We start from the raw sequence: 17,244 nt of genomic DNA, 5'->3' as shown, positions 1-17,244 counted from the left end.
CGCCCCGCCCATGTCGCGGCGGGCCGGCGACTTCGGAGCGCAAGCTTCCCATGCCATACTCCGACTCCTGTCTGTCGGAAAGATGTTCGCCCATGCCCAAAGGACTGAAGCCCACCCTCGCCACCCTGGCCATCGCACCCGCCCTCTACAGCCTGTTCGGCTTTCTCATTCTTCCCGGCGCCAGCCTGCAACTGATCAACCGTCAACTGCCCCGCTTCGTCACCCAGCCGGCCAGCCTCGAGCGCCTGGAGTTCAACCCCCTCACCCTGGAACTGACGCTGCACCGACTGCGCCTCGGCGAAACGGGACGCGAGCAGCTGGCCTTCGAACGCCTGTACAGCAAGTTGCACTGGGACAGCCTGTGGACCGGCCACCTGCATCTGGTCGAAGTACAGCTGGAGCGCCCAAGCGTGCAAGTGCTGTTCGACAAGCAGGGCGTTCTCAACCTGAGCCGCCTGTTCAAGCTCCCGTCCTCTGACACGCAGGAGCCGGCCTCCGCCACCGGCCCTTTCCGCTGCACCTGGACCGTTTTCTGCTGAGCAGCGGACAAGTGCACTTCCAAGATCAGCGCCCAAGCGAGCCGGTCGAGGCCCGCTATGACAACCTCGACCTCGAACTGCGCCAACTCGGTACCCTGCCCGACGACAACGCCGAACTGAAGCTGCAGGCCAGCGGCCCGGACGGCGGGCGCATCGAGTGGACCGGACAGCTCAGCCTGGTGCCGCTGCGCTCGAGCGGCAGGCTGGGCATCGAGCAGGCCAGCCTGCGCCACTGGTGGCCCTATGCGCGGAACGCCGCACCACTGGTGCTGGAAGATGGCACGCTCAGCTTCGGCAGCGACTACCGACTGGATCTGGCCGATGGCTTCCGGCTGCAGTTGCAGAACGCTTCCCTCAAACTGGCGCCACTCACCCTCAAGGCAGCGGACGGACGCCCCCTCGTGCGCCTACAGAGTCTGGAGGTCGGTCAGACCTCGCTCGACCTCGACAAGCGTCAGCTATCGATCGGCCAGGTGCTCGGCCAGGGACTGGAAGCCTGGGCGGCGCGCGAGGCCGATGGCGCTCTGGACTGGCAGAAGCTGTTCGCCCCCGCTCTGCCGAGCGACCAGCGAGCGGCGAGAAGAGCCAGAACGAGAAGCGGGAGGAAAAGGCCCAAACGCCCGCCAAGGATGCCGGCAACGGCAAGGCGCCCGGACAGCCCTGGCAGATCCTGCTGGCGGACGCCCGGCTGCGCGGCAGCCGCCTGCACCTGAGCGACCGGGTACCGGCAGAGGAGGTGGAGCTGCAGATCGGGCCGCTGGATCTGGCCCTGCGCGATTTCGACAGCCAGGGCCGGAAACCCCTCCAACTCGAACTGGACAGCGGCATCGGCGGTCAGGGGCGACTCAAGGCCAGCGGCCAGGCACGCCTGACCCCTCTTGCGGTGCAATTACAGGTCGCGACCCAGGATCTGGACCTGCGGCCGGCGCAAGCCTATATCAGCCCCTTCATTCGTCTGGAACTGCGCAGCGGGCAACTCGACAGTGCCCTCAAGATCGACATGAAGGGCGGCGAAAAACTGGCTCTGCAGATCGACGGCCGCGCCAGCGTCAGACAACTGCACACCCTCGACACCCTCAAGAGCCGCGACTTCGTCAAGTGGCAGCAGTTGGATCTGGAGGAGCTCAGCTACCGGCATGGCGACCGACTGACCATTCAACGGGTTCTGCTCAAGCAGCCCTATGCCCGCTTCCTCATCAACGAGAACCTGAGCACCAACGTCAGCGAACTGCTGGTAGCCCAGAAGCCCGAGCAGCGGCAGCCGGAGCAGAAGAGTGCGGTGAAAGCCGCGGAACAACCGGCCAGCCCGCCGCTGGGCATCCACATCGGCACGGTGGAGATCCGGGAAGGCTCGGCCAACTTTGCCGACTTCAGCCTCAATCCCAATTTCGCCACCGCCATTCAGCAGCTCGACGGCCGTATCGGCAGCCTGGACAACCGCCAGCGGAAGCCGGCCACGGTGGACATCAAGGGCAAGGTCGACCGCTACGCGCCGGTCAGCATCAAGGGCAGCCTGAACCCCTTCGATCCGCTCGAGAGCCTGGACATCGCAACCCGCTTCCGGCGCGTCGAGCTGACCACCCTGACCCCCTACTCCGGCAAGTTCGCCGGCTACCGCATCCGCAAGGGCCGCCTCAACCTGGACCTGCACTATCGCATCGAGCAAGGCCGGTTGAATGCGGAGAACAGCCTGGTCCTGGAGCAGCTGCAACTGGGCGAGCAGGTCGACAGTCCGGACGCGGTAGACCTGCCTATTCGCCTGGCGGTGGCCCTGCTCAAGGACAGCCAGGGGCGGATCGCCATCGACCTGCCGGTTCAGGGCGACCTGAACAATCCCGAATTCAGGGTCATGCCCATCGTCTGGCAGACTCTGCGCAACCTGGTGGTGCGTGCCGCACAGGCGCCGTTCAGGTTCATCACCGGCCTTGCCGGCGGCGAGGCCGACCTCAGCCAGGTCGAGTTCAGCGCGGGCAGCAGTGAACTGGATGCCACTGCGCGGCGCAACCTGGACGTCCTCGCCAAGGCACTGAAGGAGCGCCCGCAGCTGCGCCTGGAAGTAGAAGGCATGAGCGCCCAAGCCAGCGACGGTCCCTTGCTGGCAGAGCAGCGCCTGGAACGCGAATACCGGAATCTCTACTACCGGCTCCTGCAGCAACGGGGCGAGCGCGTGCCGGCCAGCGCCGACGGACTGCAGGTGCCCAACGGCGAGAAGGCCGCCTTGCTGGAGGGCATCTACCGCAACCGCCTTAAGCAGCAACCACCGGCGGCATGGCATGGGCTAGACCAGGAGCAACGCACCGAGCGGCTGCGCGAAGCCGTGCTGGACTCCTGGGAGGACAGCACTCTGCTGCTTCGCCAGTTGGCCCAGGCGCGCGCCATCAACATCAAAACCTATCTGGTCGAGCGCGGAGGTCTGGACGACCAACGCATCTACCAACTGGACGTCGGCGTCAGCCAGGCACCGCCCGGCGAGCCCATCAGCGTCCCGCTGCAGCTGGCCAGCGAATAGGTACGCCCATGAACCTGCCCCGCCTGCTCGTCGCCTTGCTCGGCTTGGCACCGGCACTGCTCCTGGGCGCCAGCCTGCGCTGCGAGAGCCGCCTGATCAGCACCGGAGACTCCGCTCGCGAAGTCCTGGCCAAATGCGGCGAGCCGGCCAGCCGCGATCTGCTCGGCTATCGCGAACGCTTCGACTACTGGGGAGCCGCCACGAACTGGTGGTGGAGGAATGGGTCTACGGCCCGCGCAACGGCATGTACTACTTCCTGCGGTTCGAGGGCAACCGGCTGATCGAGATCGACAGCCGTCGCGGCCAGTGAGCCGGCTGGCGGCGCCCCGCACAAACGAAAGAGGGCCCCGCAGGGCCCTCTCCTTTTCCAGCCGGAAGCTCGGTATCAGACACCCGAGGCTTCGGCAGCGGCAACGTCCTTGATCGACAACTTGATGCGGCCGCGGTTGTCCACGTCGAGCACCAGCACCTTCACTTCCTGACCTTCCTTGAGCACGTCGGTGACCTTCTCGATGCGCTGATCGCTGATCTGCGAGATGTGCACCAGGCCGTCCTTGCCCGGCAGAATGTTGACGAAGGCACCGAAGTCGACGATGCGCTCGACCTTGCCGACGTAGATCTTGCCGATCTCGGCCTCGGCGGTGATCGACAGCACGCGCTGCTTGGCCGCCTCCGCCGCCTCGCGGGTTTCACCGAAGATCTTGATCGAGCCGTCGTCCTCGATGTCGATGGAGGCCTTGGTTTCCTCGCAGATGGCGCGGATGGTAGCACCGCCCTTGCCGATCACGTCGCGGATCTTGTCCTGATCGATCTTCATCGCCAGCATGGTCGGAGCGTTGGCCGACAGCTCGCTGCGCGACTGGGCGATCACCTGGCCCATCTGGCCGAGGATGTTCAGGCGGGCTTCCAGCGCCTGGTTCAGGGCGATCTCCATGATCTCTTCGGTGATGCCCTGGATCTTGATGTCCATCTGCAGCGCGGTGACGCCCTTGGCAGTACCGGCCACCTTGAAGTCCATGTCGCCCAGGTGGTCCTCATCGCCGAGGATGTCGGTCAGCACGGCGAACTTCTCGCCTTCCTTGACCAGACCCATGGCGATGCCGGCTACCGGCGCCTTCATCGGCACGCCGGCGTCCATCAGCGCCAGGGAGGCACCGCAGACCGACGCCATGGAGCTGGAGCCGTTCGACTCGGTGATTTCCGACACCACGCGCACGGTGTAGGGGAAGCTATCGTCTTTCGGCAGCATGGCCTGCACGCCACGGCGGGCCAGACGACCATGACCGATCTCGCGACGGCCGGCGCTGCCCATGCGGCCGCATTCGCCTACCGAGAATGGCGGGAAGTTGTAGTGCAGCATGAAACTGTCCTTGCGCTCGCCTTCCAGGGTGTCGAGCACCTGGGCATCGCGGGCAGTACCCAGGGTGGCCACCACCAACGCCTGGGTTTCGCCGCGAGTGAACAGGGCAGAGCCGTGGGTCTTCGGCAGTACGCCGACTTCGATCTTCAGCGGACGCACGGTCCGGGTATCGCGACCGTCGATGCGCGGCTTGCCGTTGACGATGTTCTCGCGCACGGTGCGGTATTCGATTTCACCGAAGGCATCCCTCACCTCGCCGGCAGACGGCTGGCCCTCGGCCTCGCCGGACAGCTTGGCAACGGCCTGCTCGCGCAGTTCGTCCAGACGCCCGTAGCGCTCCTGCTTGATGGTGATGGTATAGGCTTGGGAAATCGCTTCGCCGAGCTCGGCGCGGATGGCATTCAGCAGTGCGGTGTTGGCAACCGGCGCAGCCCAGTTCCAAGCCGGCTTGCCGGCTTCGGTGGCGAACTCCTTGATGGCCTGGATGACCGCTTGGAACTCCTCGTGGGCGTACAGCACGGCACCGAGCATCTGGTCCTCGGTCAGTTCCTCGGCCTCGGACTCGACCATCAGCACAGCGGACTCGGTGCCGGCCACCACCATGTCCAGGCGGGAAGCCTTGAGCTGCTCGTAATTGGGGTTCAGCAGATAGCCGGTTTCCTCGTGGTAACCGACACGGGCGGCGCCGATCGGACCGTTGAAGGGGATGCCGGAAACCGCCAGGGCAGCCGAGGTGCCGATCATCGAGGCGATGTCCGGATCGGTCTTCTTGCTGGTGGAGAGCACGGTGCAGATCACCTGCACCTCGTTCATGAAGCCCTCCGGGAACAGCGGACGGATCGGCCGGTCGATCAGGCGCGAAGTCAGGGTCTCCTTTTCCGAAGGACGGCCTTCGCGCTTGAAGAAACCACCAGGGATGCGGCCGGCGGCATAGGTCTTCTCTTGATAATGCACGGACAGCGGGAAGAAACCCTTGCCCGGATCGGCCTGCTTGGCACCGACTACGGTGACCAGTACGGTCACGTCATCGTCGATGGTAACCATTACGGCGCCGGAGGCCTGGCGGGCAATGCGGCCGGTCTCCAGGGTGACGGTCGACTGACCGAACTGGAATGTCTTGATAACCGGATTCACGGTATTTTCCTTCTCTATTGTTGCCTTGGGGAAATCGTCAGGAAGTCGGGAGTCGGACCCGCAGAGGCCTCCTGAAAAACCGAAGGCTGAAAGCAAGAAGCTGGAAGCAAGCCCGATGTCTCGCTTCCAGCCTCCCACTTGCAGCCTCGGCGTAGCGCGCGTCTTAGCGACGCAGACCCAGACGACCGATCAGGGCGCTGTAACGAGTGGTGTCCTTACCCTTCAGGTAGTCCAGCAACTTGCGGCGCTGGTTGACCATGCGGATCAGGCCACGACGGGAGTGGTGGTCCTTGCCGTTGGCCTTGAAGTGATCCTGCAGCTTGTTGATGTTGGCGGTCAGCAGGGCAACCTGCACCTCCGGGGAACCGGTATCGCCTTCAGCTTGCTTGTACTCGTTAACGATCTGGGCTTTTTCTTCAACGGTGAGTGCCATGATGGGCATCCTCTCTGTCGGGAAACCATTCGGGCCGTAGCACCGAGCGGTTTCAGCAGGCCGGGAAATCTTCCCGTGTTTGAGAAAGAGGTATGACCGTGCCTGCTGACAGCCACCCTCGCATCGGTCATTCCGACCGAATCAGTCGACGCGGCGCGATTCGCCCGTCGTCGCTCACTTCACCGACACCGATGAAGCGGCCTGTGTGATCCTGCACCCGTACCATGCCGAACTTCGGCGACTGCGGCGCGCGCACCGGCTGACCGTGCAGCCAGTAGTAGCTGCTGTGCTCGGAAAGCTGCAGTACAGGCCAGTGCTCCAGCCCACTGTCTGCCGGCGACAGGAAACGGTCGAGCGCCTCATTGCCGCCTTCGGCGTGGGCCTGCTCCAGAGCGTCCAAACTGACTGTCTGGACTAGCCCGAAGGGACCGGCCTGAGTCCGACGCAGCTCTGCGACATGCGCTCCGAGCCCGAGCGCCTGGCCGATATCCTCGACCAGGGAGCGGACATAGGTACCTTTGCTGCAAGCCACCGCCAGCCGTGCGAACGGTGGCTCGAAGGCTAGCAAATCCAAACGCGTAATAGTAACAGAACGCGCTTCGCGCTCCACCACCTCACCAGCCCTGGCCAGCTTGTAAAGCGGCTGCCCGTCGCGCTTGAGTGCCGAGTACATGGGCGGAACCTGGCTGATCTCGCCCCGGAAGTCCGCCAACACCGCCTCCAGCACATCCTGCCCGAGTTGCACATCGCGCCGCTCGAGCACCTCACCCTCGGCATCCCCAGTGGTGGTGCTCACACCGAGATGCATCAGGGTTTCGTAGCCTTTGTCGGCATCCAGTAGGTATTGGGAGAACTTGGTCGCCTCGCCAAAGCACAGCGGCAGCACCCCGGTGGCCAAAGGATCGAGGCTGCCGGTATGCCCGGCCTTCTCGGCATTCAGCAACCAGCGAACTTTCTGTAACGCGGCGTTAGAAGTCAGCCCACGCGGCTTGTCGAGGATCAAGATGCCATCGACCTTGCGGCGGATACGTTTGCCTTGGGCCATGCCTCACTCCTCGCCCTTGCCGGCATGCAGCCGATCCTCGGCCACGGCACGCTCGATCAATGCGGACAGCTCGACGCCTCGACGAATGCTCGCGTCATAACTGAAGTGCAACTGCGGCACATTGCGCAGCTTCATCGCCTTGCCCAGTTGCATGCGCAGAAAGCCGCCCGCCTCCTGGAGAATATCTAGGTTCCGCTTGATCTCGTCTGCACTGTCTTCCTTGCCCATGACGGTGATGAATACCTTGGCATGGGACAGGTCCCGGGCCACCTCCACCGCCGTCACGGTGACCATCCCGAGACGCGGATCCTTGATCTCGCGCTGGATCAGCAGGGACAGCTCACGCTGCATCTGATCGCCGATGCGCTGGGTGCGACTGTAGTCTTTGGCCATATCTCGCCTCTCTATAAGCCAAAAGCTGGAAGCCGAAGCCGGCAGCCTTCCGGCCTCCAGCTTCATGCTTCCAGCTTCGTGCTTGTGTGCGCGTCAAAGCGAGCGCGCCACCTGGACCTTCTCGTACACTTCGATCTTGTCGCCGACCTTGACGTCGTTGTAGCTCTTCACACCGATGCCACACTCCATGCCGGCCCGTACTTCGGATACGTCGTCCTTGAAGCGGCGCAGGGACTCCAATTCACCTTCGAAGATCACCACGTCATCGCGCAGCACGCGGATCGGGCGGTTGCGATGCACGTTGCCCTCGACCACCATGCAGCCGGCGATGGCACCGAACTTCGGCGAGCGGAACACATCGCGCACCTCGGCGACACCCAAGATATTTTCCCTGACTTCGCTGCCCAGCATACCCGACAGCGCCTTCTTGACGTCCTCGATGATGTCGTAGATGACGTTGTAGTAGCGCAGGTCCAGACCTTCCTGCTCGACGATCTTGCGCGCACCGGCGTCGGCGCGCACATTGAAACCGAACAGCACGGCGTTGGAGGCCAGCGCCAGGTTGGCATCGCTCTCGGTGATGCCGCCAACGCCGCCACCGACCACACGGACCTGAACCTCCTCGTTGCCAAGCTCGGCCAGAGCACCCTGCAGGGCCTCCAAGGAGCCGCGCACATCGGACTTGAGAACGATGTTGAGGGTCTTCTTCTCGTCTTGGCCCATGGTCTCGAAGATGTTTTCCAGCTTCGCCGAATGCTGACGAGCCAGCTTGACCTCGCGGAACTTGCCCTGACGGAACAGCGCCACTTCGCGCGCCTTCTTCTCGTCGGCGACCACGGTCAGCTCGTCGCCTGCATCGGGCGTGGAGTCCAGACCGAGAATCTCCACCGGAATCGACGGGCCGGCCTCCTTGAGGGGTTGGCCGTTCTCGTCCAGCATTGCCCGCACACGACCGAAGTTGACGCCGGCCAAGACGACGTCGCCCTGGCGCAGGGTACCGTTCTGGATCAGTACGGTCGCCACCGGGCCACGCCCCTTGTCCAGACGCGACTCGATCACGACGCCGCGCCCTGGGGCGCTCGGCGTAGCAGTCAGCTCAAGCACCTCGGCCTGCAGCAGCACCGCCTCCAGCAGCTCGTCGATACCAGTACCGACCTTTGCCGAAACCGGGACGAACTGGGTGGTGCCACCCCACTCTTCCGGGATCACGTCGCGTGCGGCCAAATCGTTCTTGATCCGGTCCAGATCGGCTGTCGGCTTATCGATCTTGTTGACCGCCACGACGATCGGCACGCCGGCCGCCTTGGCATGCTGGATGGCCTCCTCGGTCTGCGGCATCACGCCATCGTCGGCCGCCACCACCAAAATGACGATGTCGGTGGCTTTGGCGCCCCGGGCACGCATCGCGGTGAAGGCAGCATGGCCGGGAGTATCGAGGAAAGTTACCATGCCGCGATCAGTTTCCACATGATAGGCGCCGATGTGCTGGGTAATGCCACCCGCCTCGCCAGTCGCCACCTTGGTGCGACGAATGTAGTCGAGCAACGAGGTCTTACCGTGATCGACGTGGCCCATGACGGTGACCACTGGCGCGCGCGACACGGCCTCACCCTCGAACTTGAGGGACTCGGCCAACTGCTCTTCCAGCGCGTTCTCGCTGACCAGCTTGACCTTGTGCCCCAACTCCTCGGCTACCAGTTGTGCGGTTTCTTGGTCGAGCACCTGGTTGATGGTCACCGGCGTGCCCATCTTGAACATAAACTTGATGACCTCGGCCGCCTTGACCGACATCTGTTGGGCCAGCTCAGCGACCGTGATGGTTTCGCCGATGGTCACCTCGCGCACGACAGGACCGGTCGGGCTCTGGAAGCCATGCTGATTGCGCTTCTTGAGCTTGGATTTGCCACCACGACCACCGCGACGGCCAAAACCTTCGCCTTCTTCGTCGACATTGCGCACTGCTGCACGGGCAACCGGAGCCTTGTCCTTGATGGAGGGGCGATGCTGGGCATTCTTGCGCTCACGCCGCTCATCGTCGACATTGCGCACCTTCTCCTTCTCGACTCGACGCAGCTCTTCGCGCTTACGCTCTTCGCCGGCAGTCGGAGGCGTAGACACAGACTCAACAGCGACGCTAAGTACCGGCTCCCGCTCCTTCGCGACAGCAGCGGCAGCAGCCTGCTCCGCCTGGCGCAGCGCCTCCTGCTCGGCAGCACGGCGTTTGGCCTCTTCCTCTGCCTTCTGGCGTACGGCGGCAGCCTCCTCGGCAGCCCGCTGCTCCTCAAGCTCGCGCTGCTTCTCGGCCTCGAGCTCGTCAGGGCTGCGCTTGACATAAGTCTTTTTCTTACGCACCTCGACGCTGATAGTCTTGCTACCGGCGACCCTCAAGGTAGTCGTGGTCTTGCGTTGCAAGGTAATCTTTCGCGGCTCCTCCAGCTTCACACCGTGGCTGCTCTTGAGGTGAGCCAATAGGGCCTGCTTTTCATTATCGGTCACTACCTGCTCGGCGCTGGTATGCGACAGCCCTGCCTCACGCATCTGCTGCAGCAGGCGCTCGACCGGTGTATCGACCACCAGGGCCAGTTCTTTCACCGTGACTTGCGTCATGCATCTCTCTCCTCAGGCCGCGAATGCTTACTCGAACCAGTGGGCTCGGGCGGCCATGATCAGCTTGCCGGCACGCTCTTCATCCATGCCGTCGATGTCGAGCAGGTCGTCGATCGACTGCTCGGCCAGGTCTTCGCGGGTAATCACTCCGCGCATCGCCAGCTCAACCGCCAGCTCCTTGTCCATGCCCTCGAGCGAGAGCAGGTCTTCGGCCGGATGGGCTTCCGCTAGCTTTTCTTCAGTAGCAATGGCCTTAGTCAGCAGACGGTCCTTGGCGCGTGCGCGCAATTCGTTGACGATTTCCTCATCGAAGCCATCGATGGCGAGCATCTCCTCCATCGGCACATAGGCAATCTCTTCCAGACTGGTGAATCCCTCCTCCACCAGCACCTGCGCCAGTTCCTCATCAACCTCAAGCTCCTCGACGAAGGAACGCAAGATGCCACCGGTCTCGGCCTGCTGCTTAGCCTGGATGTCGGCCTCGGTCATCACGTTCAGGGTCCAGCCAGTCAGTTGGCTGGCCAGTCGCACGTTCTGCCCGCCGCGGCCGATAGCCTGGGCCAGATTGTCATCGGCCACGGCGACATCCATTGCATGAGCGTCCTCATCGACAATGATTGCCGCCACTTCGGCGGGAGCCATTGCGTTAATCACAAACTGTGCTGGGTTGTCATCCCATAGCACGATGTCGACACGTTCTCCTCCCAGCTCGCCGGAAACGGCTTGCACGCGCGAGCCGCGCATACCAATGCAGGCGCCTTGAGGGTCGATACGCTTATCCTTGGAACGAACGGCAATCTTGGCGCGTGACCCCGGATCACGGGAAGCCCCTTTCACCTCGATCAATCCTTCGGCAATTTCCGGCACTTCGATGCGGAACAGTTCAATCAACATGCCCGGCGCAGTACGCGAAAGAATCAGCTGTGGGCCCCGGTTCTCTGGACGAATTTCTTTCAACAATGCACGCACCCGCGCACCAACCCGAAAGGTCTCCCGCGGAATGATGTCTTCCCTAGCCAGCAGCGCCTCGGCGTTATTGCCAAGATCAATGATGACATTGTCGCGAGTGACCTTCTTCACGCTACCAGAAATGATTTCACCCACACGCTCGCGGTAGGCATCTACAACTTGGGCTCGCTCGGCCTCCCGCACCTTCTGCACGATCACCTGTTTGGCAGTCTGCGCAGCGATGCGACCGAACTCAATCGACTCTATTTTTTCCTCAAGCACATCCCCCAGCTTTGCATCGGGCTTGCGCTCACGGGCCTCGTCGAGCGTCAATTCAGCGGCTGGATTTTCCAGCAGCTCATCCTCGACGACAGTCCAGCGACGAAAGGTGTCGTACGCACCACTCTGGCGATTGATCTGCACACGCAGATCAACTTCGTCCTCATAGCGCTTCTTGGTGGCAGTGGCCAACGCCAGTTCCAAGGCCTCGAAAATCACACCAGCCGGAACGCCTTTTTCGTTGGATACCGACTCAACTACCAGCAGTACTTCTTTGCTCATCGTACGCTCGCCTTTCGCAATCCATTGGGATCCGCGGATCCGCGTCTCAATCAAAACGGGGAATAATATTGGCTTTATCGATCAGATCGATTGGCAACAGATATTCGTGGTCATCCACCAGCATGACGACGTCTTGGTCCTCGACACCACGCAGGAGCCCCTGGAAATTGCGCCGCCCATCAAAGGGAGAACGCAATCTAACTTTCACCTGCTCGCCGGCACAGCGAGCAAACTGCTCAAGAGTAAATAACGGCCGATCCATGCCTGGCGAGGAAACCTCAAGGGTGTATTCATTGCTGATCGGGTCCTCCACATCGAGCACACCGCTGACTTGGCGACTGACCTTTTCGCAATCATCGATGAGGATGCCGTTGGCGTGATCGATATAGACCCGCAACAGCGAGTGCCGCCCCTGTGACAGGAACTCAATACCCCAGCATTCATAGCCGAGAGCCTCGACTACCGGGGCCAGCAAGGCCTGCAACTGTTCTAGCTTGCTCGACACCTGAACCCCTCGCGCATGCTGTGCAAATAAAAAATGGGCGAAACGCCCATTCCCTTTATCGTCGCTACGTGTACCGATTATCGGCACTTACTGATATCTAGCAAAAAGCCCCTTGAAAAGGGGCTTTTATAACAACTGGTTGCGGGGGCTGGATTTGAACCAACGACCTTCGGGTTATGAGCCCGACGAGCTACCAGACTGCTCCACCCCGCGTCATAAAGCTGGAAAACAAGTATACGTATACCCCTACTCTCCAGTCAACCTAACTTCTGTAAGCAAGAAGGCCCGCAATTAGCGGGCCTTCCTGATTTGGTACCGAGGAGGGGACTCGAACCCCTACAGCCTATGGCCACTACCACCTCAAGGTAGCGTGTCTACCAATTCCACCACCTCGGCAAAACCTTTACTTCTGCCCTGGAATTTGAGGCATACCTACAGAGCCACCTGCGGATTTTTGCTCTTCAAACACAGGCACATCTTCCGCCGCCGGCTTTTCCTGCTGAACCTCTATCGCCGCCGGACTCGGCAAACCTACTTCACCCAACGAGCCTGCCTTTTCTTTAGCTATAAACCCCAACCCAAGGCTAGTCAGAAAAAAAGCGGCAGCCAGTATAGCAGTAACGCGACTCAAAAAGGTAGAGGACCCTTGGCTACCAAAAACAGTTGCAGACGCACCAGAGCCAAAAGAAGCCCCAGCCTCCGCCCCCTTACCCTGCTGAATCAAAACCAGCACGACCACACCCAGAGCGGCCAACAGGTGAAAGACGACAATGATCGTTTCCGTTTCCAGCATCTTCAGTTACCTGCAGCGCAGCAGATCGCATCAGACTTTATCTGCATCTGCATTGAGAGGAGTCAAACCAAGCAGCCTTCACCAACAACCAGACGGTCAACCAACTCGGTCACAGCTACCAATCGCAACACATCAAACATACAGAGCGATGCAACCCGCACCAAAACATTTAAAACAGCCATTACCGCCAAAGAGCCGGCATATCTAGGCAATCGATCAAAGTGGGCGCAGATGTTATATGAACCAAAATGAACTGACAAGCCAATCAAGCACATACATCTGCAACAATCTTTGCTAGATGGTCTGCATAGAGTCGTACCTGGCTTTCGTCATCACCTTCAACCATTACTCTCACCAAAGGCTCGGTACCCGACTTGCGTAGCAGTACCCGTCCTCGTCCCGCCATTTGTTCGGTCACACGCTCGCAAGCCTCTTGTACAATCGGATGCCCAACAGGATCCTTGTCGCCCTCATAACGTACATTGAGCAACACCTGCGGAAATTTGCGCATCCCCTGGCGCGCTTCAGCGAGCCTCTGTCCACGATGCTTCAAGGCCATCAACACCTGCAGCGCAGCAATAATGCCATCGCCAGTTGTTGCATGATGACAGCAAACGATATGTCCGGAGCTTTCTCCTCCCAATTGCCAATTGCGAGCCAATAATTCGGCCATGACATAACGGTCACCGACCTTGGCTCGCTCGAATGGAATGTTCATATCCTGCAGAACCAGTTCTAGCCCTAAGTTGCTCATCAGAGTACCGATAACTCCGCCTCGCAGCTTACCCTGCTCCTGCATGTCGCGTGCGATCAGAAAGAGCAGCTCATCACCATCAACCACTGCCCCAGCATGGTCAACCATTAGCACCCGATCACCATCACCGTCGAAAGCAATACCGAGATCGGCACGCTGCATGAGCACTTCTGCCTGCAACGCAACGATATCAGTAGAGCCGCAACGGTCGTTGATGTTTAACCCGTTGGGTTGAGTCCCTAGAACCGCCACCTCGGCACCCAGCTCACGGAACACGCTGGGAGCGACCTTATAAGTTGCGCCATGAGCACAGTCTACGACGACCTTGAGGCCGGCAAAGCTAGTACCGGTCGGCACACTGCTCTTACAGAATTCGATATAGCGCCCGGCTGCATCGTTGATACGGGAAACCTTGCCCAACTGGGATGAGTCGACTACCGTCATCGGCGTATCAAGCAGTTCCTCGATTATCAGTTCCAACTCGTCGGGCAGTTTGGTTCCCTGGCCGGAAAAGAACTTAATGCCATTGTCGTAATGGGGATTGTGCGAAGCACTGATGACAATGCCTGCTTCGGCATGAAAGGTTCGCGTGAGATAGGCAATAGCGGGCGTCGGCATGGGGCCGAGCAGCAGCACATCGGCACCAGCAGCGGAGAGCCCCGCTTCCAATACCGACTCGAACATGTAGCCGGATATGCGAGTATCCTTGCCGACCAGCACACGGCACCCCCCCTGGCGACGAAAGGCCTTGCCGGCAGCCCATCCCAGCTTGAGCATGAAATCCGGGTAATGGGATATTCGCCCACCCGCCCACGGATGCCGTCGGTGCCGAAATATTTTTTGCTCAATGCTTCCCCTCCTCCCATTCTGCCGTTTCCACGGCATCGATCATTCGTACCACCTCGGCCGTTTCCGCCACATCGTGCACCCGCACGATACGCACCCCCTTGGCTACCGCTAATGCCGCCAAGGCTAGACTGCCGTTCAGGCGCCGGCCAACCTCGCACCCCAATACCTGACCGATCATGCTCTTGCGGGAGACACCGACCAACAGCGGGCGACCAAGCTCGTGCAGCGTCTCCATATGCCGGAACAACAGCAGGTTGTGCTGCAACGTCTTGGCGAACCCAAAGCCCGGATCCAGCAGCAGGCGCTCAGCCGGAATCCCCGCCGCAGCACAGGCCTGCATGCGCCCAAGCAGAAAGCCTCGCACCTCGCCCAGCAGGTCCACATAGCGGGGATCCGCCTGCATGGTGGCCGGCTCTCCCAGCATATGCATCAGACAGATTGGCAGCCGCGCCTCCGCCGCCGCCTTCAGAGCACCGTCTCGCCGCAGCGAACGGACGTCATTGATTAGACCGGCTCCCAGACGGGCTGCCTCGCGCATTACTATCGGAGTCGAGGTATCCACCGAGATGATGACATCTAATTCGGATGCAATGGCTTCGACGACGGGCGCAACGCGATCCAGTTCCTCATTCGCCGACACCACGCGAGCACCGGGACGAGTCGACTCCCCCCCAACATCGATCAACGCAGCTCCAGCAGCAACCATACTCCGCGCATGCTTCAACGCAGCATCGAGCCCTTGAAGCGCCCCCCGTCCGAAAAAGAGTCTGGCGTTACATTAAGAATGCCCATCACATGGGAGCGTGACAAATCAAGAACCCGGTTGCCACAAGGCAACCGGGTCGGAGGCAACAAAGTCATTTGCAAGCCTTAATGTTCGCCAGCCGGCCCTCCTATTGGAGACTCGGCCCGATTGCCCCCCTGAGAAACCGGTGTACCAGAGGTGCCGGAACCACCCTGCCAGTCCTTCGGCTCACGCACTGTGCGTCCCGCCATGATGTCATCGATCTGGTCGGCATCAATGGTTTCATACTTCATTAATGCCTCCGCCATCATGTCCAGCTTGTCACGGTTATCTCTCAGCAACTGCGTGGCCGTGCAGTAGCACTGGTCAATGATACTGCGCACCTCCTGGTCGATCAGCCTGGCGGTTTCCGCCGAGACGTTGGCGTGCTGGGCCCCGGCGGTGCGGCCAAGAAACACCTCTCCCTCTTCTTCCGCATACATCAACGGTCCTAGTTTTTCCGAGAGCCCCCACTTAGTCACCATGTTTCGGGCAATCTGGGTGGCACGCATGATGTCGTTGGAGGCCCCCGTAGTGACCCCTTCAAAGCCCAAGGTCATCTCTTCGGCAATACGCCCGCCGAACAACGAGCAAATCTGGCTGATCAGCGCCCGCTTGGACAGACTGTAGCGATCTTCTTCAGGCAAAAACATGGTCACGCCCAGAGCGCGCCCGCGCGGAATGATCGATACTTTGTAGACAGGATCATGCTCGGGCACCAGCCTTCCGACGATCGCATGCCCCGCCTCATGGTATGCCGTGTTGAGCTTTTCCTTTTCGGACATGACCATGGTCTTGCGCTCGGCGCCCATCATGATCTTGTCCTTGGCCAGCTCGAACTCGCGCATCTCGACGATGCGCTTGTTGGCACGCGCGGCAAACAATGAGGCCTCGTTCACAAGGTTGGCTAAATCAGCCCCCGAAAAGCCGGGAGTACCCCGAGCGATGACCGCCGGGTTGACATCTTCGCTCACCGGAACCTTGCGCATATGCACCTTGAGGATCTGCTCGCGACCGCGGATATCCGGCAGGCCGACCACCACCTGGCGATCGAAGCGCCCCGGACGCAACAGCGCCGGGTCAAGCACGTCCGGGCGGTTGGTCGCAGCAATGACGATGATGCCATCGTTCATTTCAAAACCATCCATCTCCACGAGCAACTGGTTGAGTGTCTGCTCACGCTCGTCGTGGCCGCCGCCAAGTCCGGCACCGCGATGACGGCCAACGGCATCGATTTCATCGATGAAGATGATGCAGGGAGCATGCTTCTTGGCCTGATCGAACATGTCCCGGACACGCGAAGCACCGACACCGACGAACATCTCGACAAAATCCGAACCGGAGATGGTGAAGAACGGAACCTTGGCCTCGCCGGCAATCGCTTTGGCCAACAACGTCTTGCCGGTGCCGGGCGGGCCGACCATCAGCACGCCACGGGGAATGCGCCCACCGAGGCGCTGGAACTTGCCCGGATCGCGAAGAAACTCGACCAGCTCACTGACCTCTTCCTTGGCCTCGTCACAGCCGGCAACATCAGCAAAGGTGGTTTTGACCTGATCCTCCGAGAGCAGGCGCGCCTTGCTCTTGCCGAAGCTCATCGGCCCACCTTTGCCACCCGCGCCACCCTGCATCTGGCGCATGAAGAACATGAATACGGCAATGATCACCAGAATCGGGAAGCTGGCCACCAGCAACTGTGACCAGATGCTTTGCTGTTCGGGCTGCTTGCCTTCGATCTGAACATTGTTGTCGATCAGATCGCCTATCAGGCCACCGTCCTGGATGGCCGGACGGATCGTCTTGAAGTTGTCGCCGTCTATCCGCTGCCCGGTGATGATATAGCCATCCACGGTAACCCGCTCGACCTTACCGTCCTTGACCTGCTGGATGAAGTCCGAATAATTCAGCGTCTGCGGTTCGCTCGGATTGGTAAAGTTGTTCATCACGGTCACCAGAACGGCTGCGATGATCAACCACAGAATCAGGTTCTTTGCCATATCGTTCAATTAACTACCCTCTGGGACGGCGCC

Annotated in this window: 9 protein-coding genes, 2 tRNA genes and 4 pseudogenes; 2 read left to right on the top strand and 13 right to left on the bottom strand. The window is 60.9% G+C overall.

The window, feature by feature from the left end:
- Positions 1 to 92: 92 nt before the first annotated feature.
- Positions 93 to 3,048 (top strand): annotated as a pseudogene (locus Atro_RS17870) (DUF748 domain-containing protein).
- 8 nt (positions 3,049 to 3,056) lie between these two features.
- A pseudogene (locus Atro_RS17865) lies at positions 3,057 to 3,358 on the top strand (DUF2845 domain-containing protein).
- A gap of 75 nt (positions 3,359 to 3,433) precedes the next feature.
- On the opposite strand, the gene pnp reads toward Atro_RS17865, so the two are convergent.
- The 13 genes and pseudogenes from pnp to ftsH all read right to left on the bottom strand — a co-directional run bounded on the left by pnp (position 3,434) and on the right by ftsH (position 17,211).
- Positions 3,434 to 5,542, bottom strand: coding sequence for a polyribonucleotide nucleotidyltransferase (gene pnp, locus Atro_RS17860; protein WP_497924420.1), 2,109 nt, complete (start codon positions 5,540 to 5,542; stop codon positions 3,434 to 3,436).
- A 163-nt stretch (positions 5,543 to 5,705) separates the two neighbouring features.
- The gene (gene rpsO / locus Atro_RS17855; protein WP_497924418.1) at positions 5,706 to 5,975 is read right to left on the bottom strand and encodes a 30S ribosomal protein S15; all 270 of its coding nucleotides are present in this window, start codon (positions 5,973 to 5,975) and stop codon (positions 5,706 to 5,708) included.
- A gap of 127 nt (positions 5,976 to 6,102) precedes the next feature.
- Positions 6,103 to 7,020, bottom strand: a complete 918-nt coding sequence (truB, locus tag Atro_RS17850; RefSeq protein WP_497924416.1) for a tRNA pseudouridine(55) synthase TruB — start codon at positions 7,018 to 7,020, stop codon at positions 6,103 to 6,105.
- Between the two features lie 3 nt (positions 7,021 to 7,023).
- Complete coding sequence (gene rbfA / locus Atro_RS17845) at positions 7,024 to 7,413, bottom strand: 30S ribosome-binding factor RbfA (protein WP_497924414.1); 390 nt, start codon at positions 7,411 to 7,413, stop codon at positions 7,024 to 7,026.
- A gap of 93 nt (positions 7,414 to 7,506) precedes the next feature.
- Positions 7,507 to 10,020: a translation initiation factor IF-2 gene (infB, locus tag Atro_RS17840; RefSeq protein ID WP_497924412.1), complete on the bottom strand. Its 2,514-nt coding sequence runs from the start codon at positions 10,018 to 10,020 to the stop codon at positions 7,507 to 7,509.
- Positions 10,021 to 10,047: 27 nt separating this feature from the next.
- Positions 10,048 to 11,529 carry a transcription termination factor NusA gene (nusA, locus tag Atro_RS17835; RefSeq protein ID WP_497924410.1) on the bottom strand — a complete coding sequence of 494 codons (1,482 nt, stop codon included), beginning with the start codon at positions 11,527 to 11,529 and terminating at the stop codon, positions 10,048 to 10,050.
- Positions 11,530 to 11,575: 46 nt separating this feature from the next.
- On the bottom strand, positions 11,576 to 12,034 hold the full coding sequence (gene rimP / locus Atro_RS17830; protein ID WP_497927703.1) for a ribosome maturation factor RimP: 459 nt from the start codon (positions 12,032 to 12,034) through the stop codon (positions 11,576 to 11,578).
- A gap of 136 nt (positions 12,035 to 12,170) precedes the next feature.
- Positions 12,171 to 12,247: transfer RNA gene (locus Atro_RS17825), tRNA-Met, on the bottom strand.
- Between the two features lie 97 nt (positions 12,248 to 12,344).
- Positions 12,345 to 12,430 (bottom strand) — tRNA-Leu (locus tag Atro_RS17820).
- A gap of 7 nt (positions 12,431 to 12,437) precedes the next feature.
- On the bottom strand, positions 12,438 to 12,827 hold the full coding sequence (secG, locus tag Atro_RS17815) for a preprotein translocase subunit SecG (protein WP_497924408.1): 390 nt from the start codon (positions 12,825 to 12,827) through the stop codon (positions 12,438 to 12,440).
- 265 nt (positions 12,828 to 13,092) lie between these two features.
- Positions 13,093 to 14,429, bottom strand: a pseudogene (gene glmM, locus Atro_RS17810) (phosphoglucosamine mutase).
- Positions 14,426 to 15,291: pseudogene (folP, locus tag Atro_RS17805) on the bottom strand (dihydropteroate synthase). The pseudogenes glmM and folP overlap by 4 nt, the downstream one beginning before the upstream one ends.
- Before the next feature lie 9 nt (positions 15,292 to 15,300).
- The gene (gene ftsH, locus Atro_RS17800) at positions 15,301 to 17,211 is read right to left on the bottom strand and encodes an ATP-dependent zinc metalloprotease FtsH (protein ID WP_497927702.1); all 1,911 of its coding nucleotides are present in this window, start codon (positions 17,209 to 17,211) and stop codon (positions 15,301 to 15,303) included.
- Positions 17,212 to 17,244 lie beyond the last annotated feature (33 nt).

Source organism: Azotobacter tropicalis (assembly GCF_059739045.1).
Note: the sequence above shows the minus strand (reverse complement) of the source record. Positions and strands in the feature narration are given on the sequence as shown.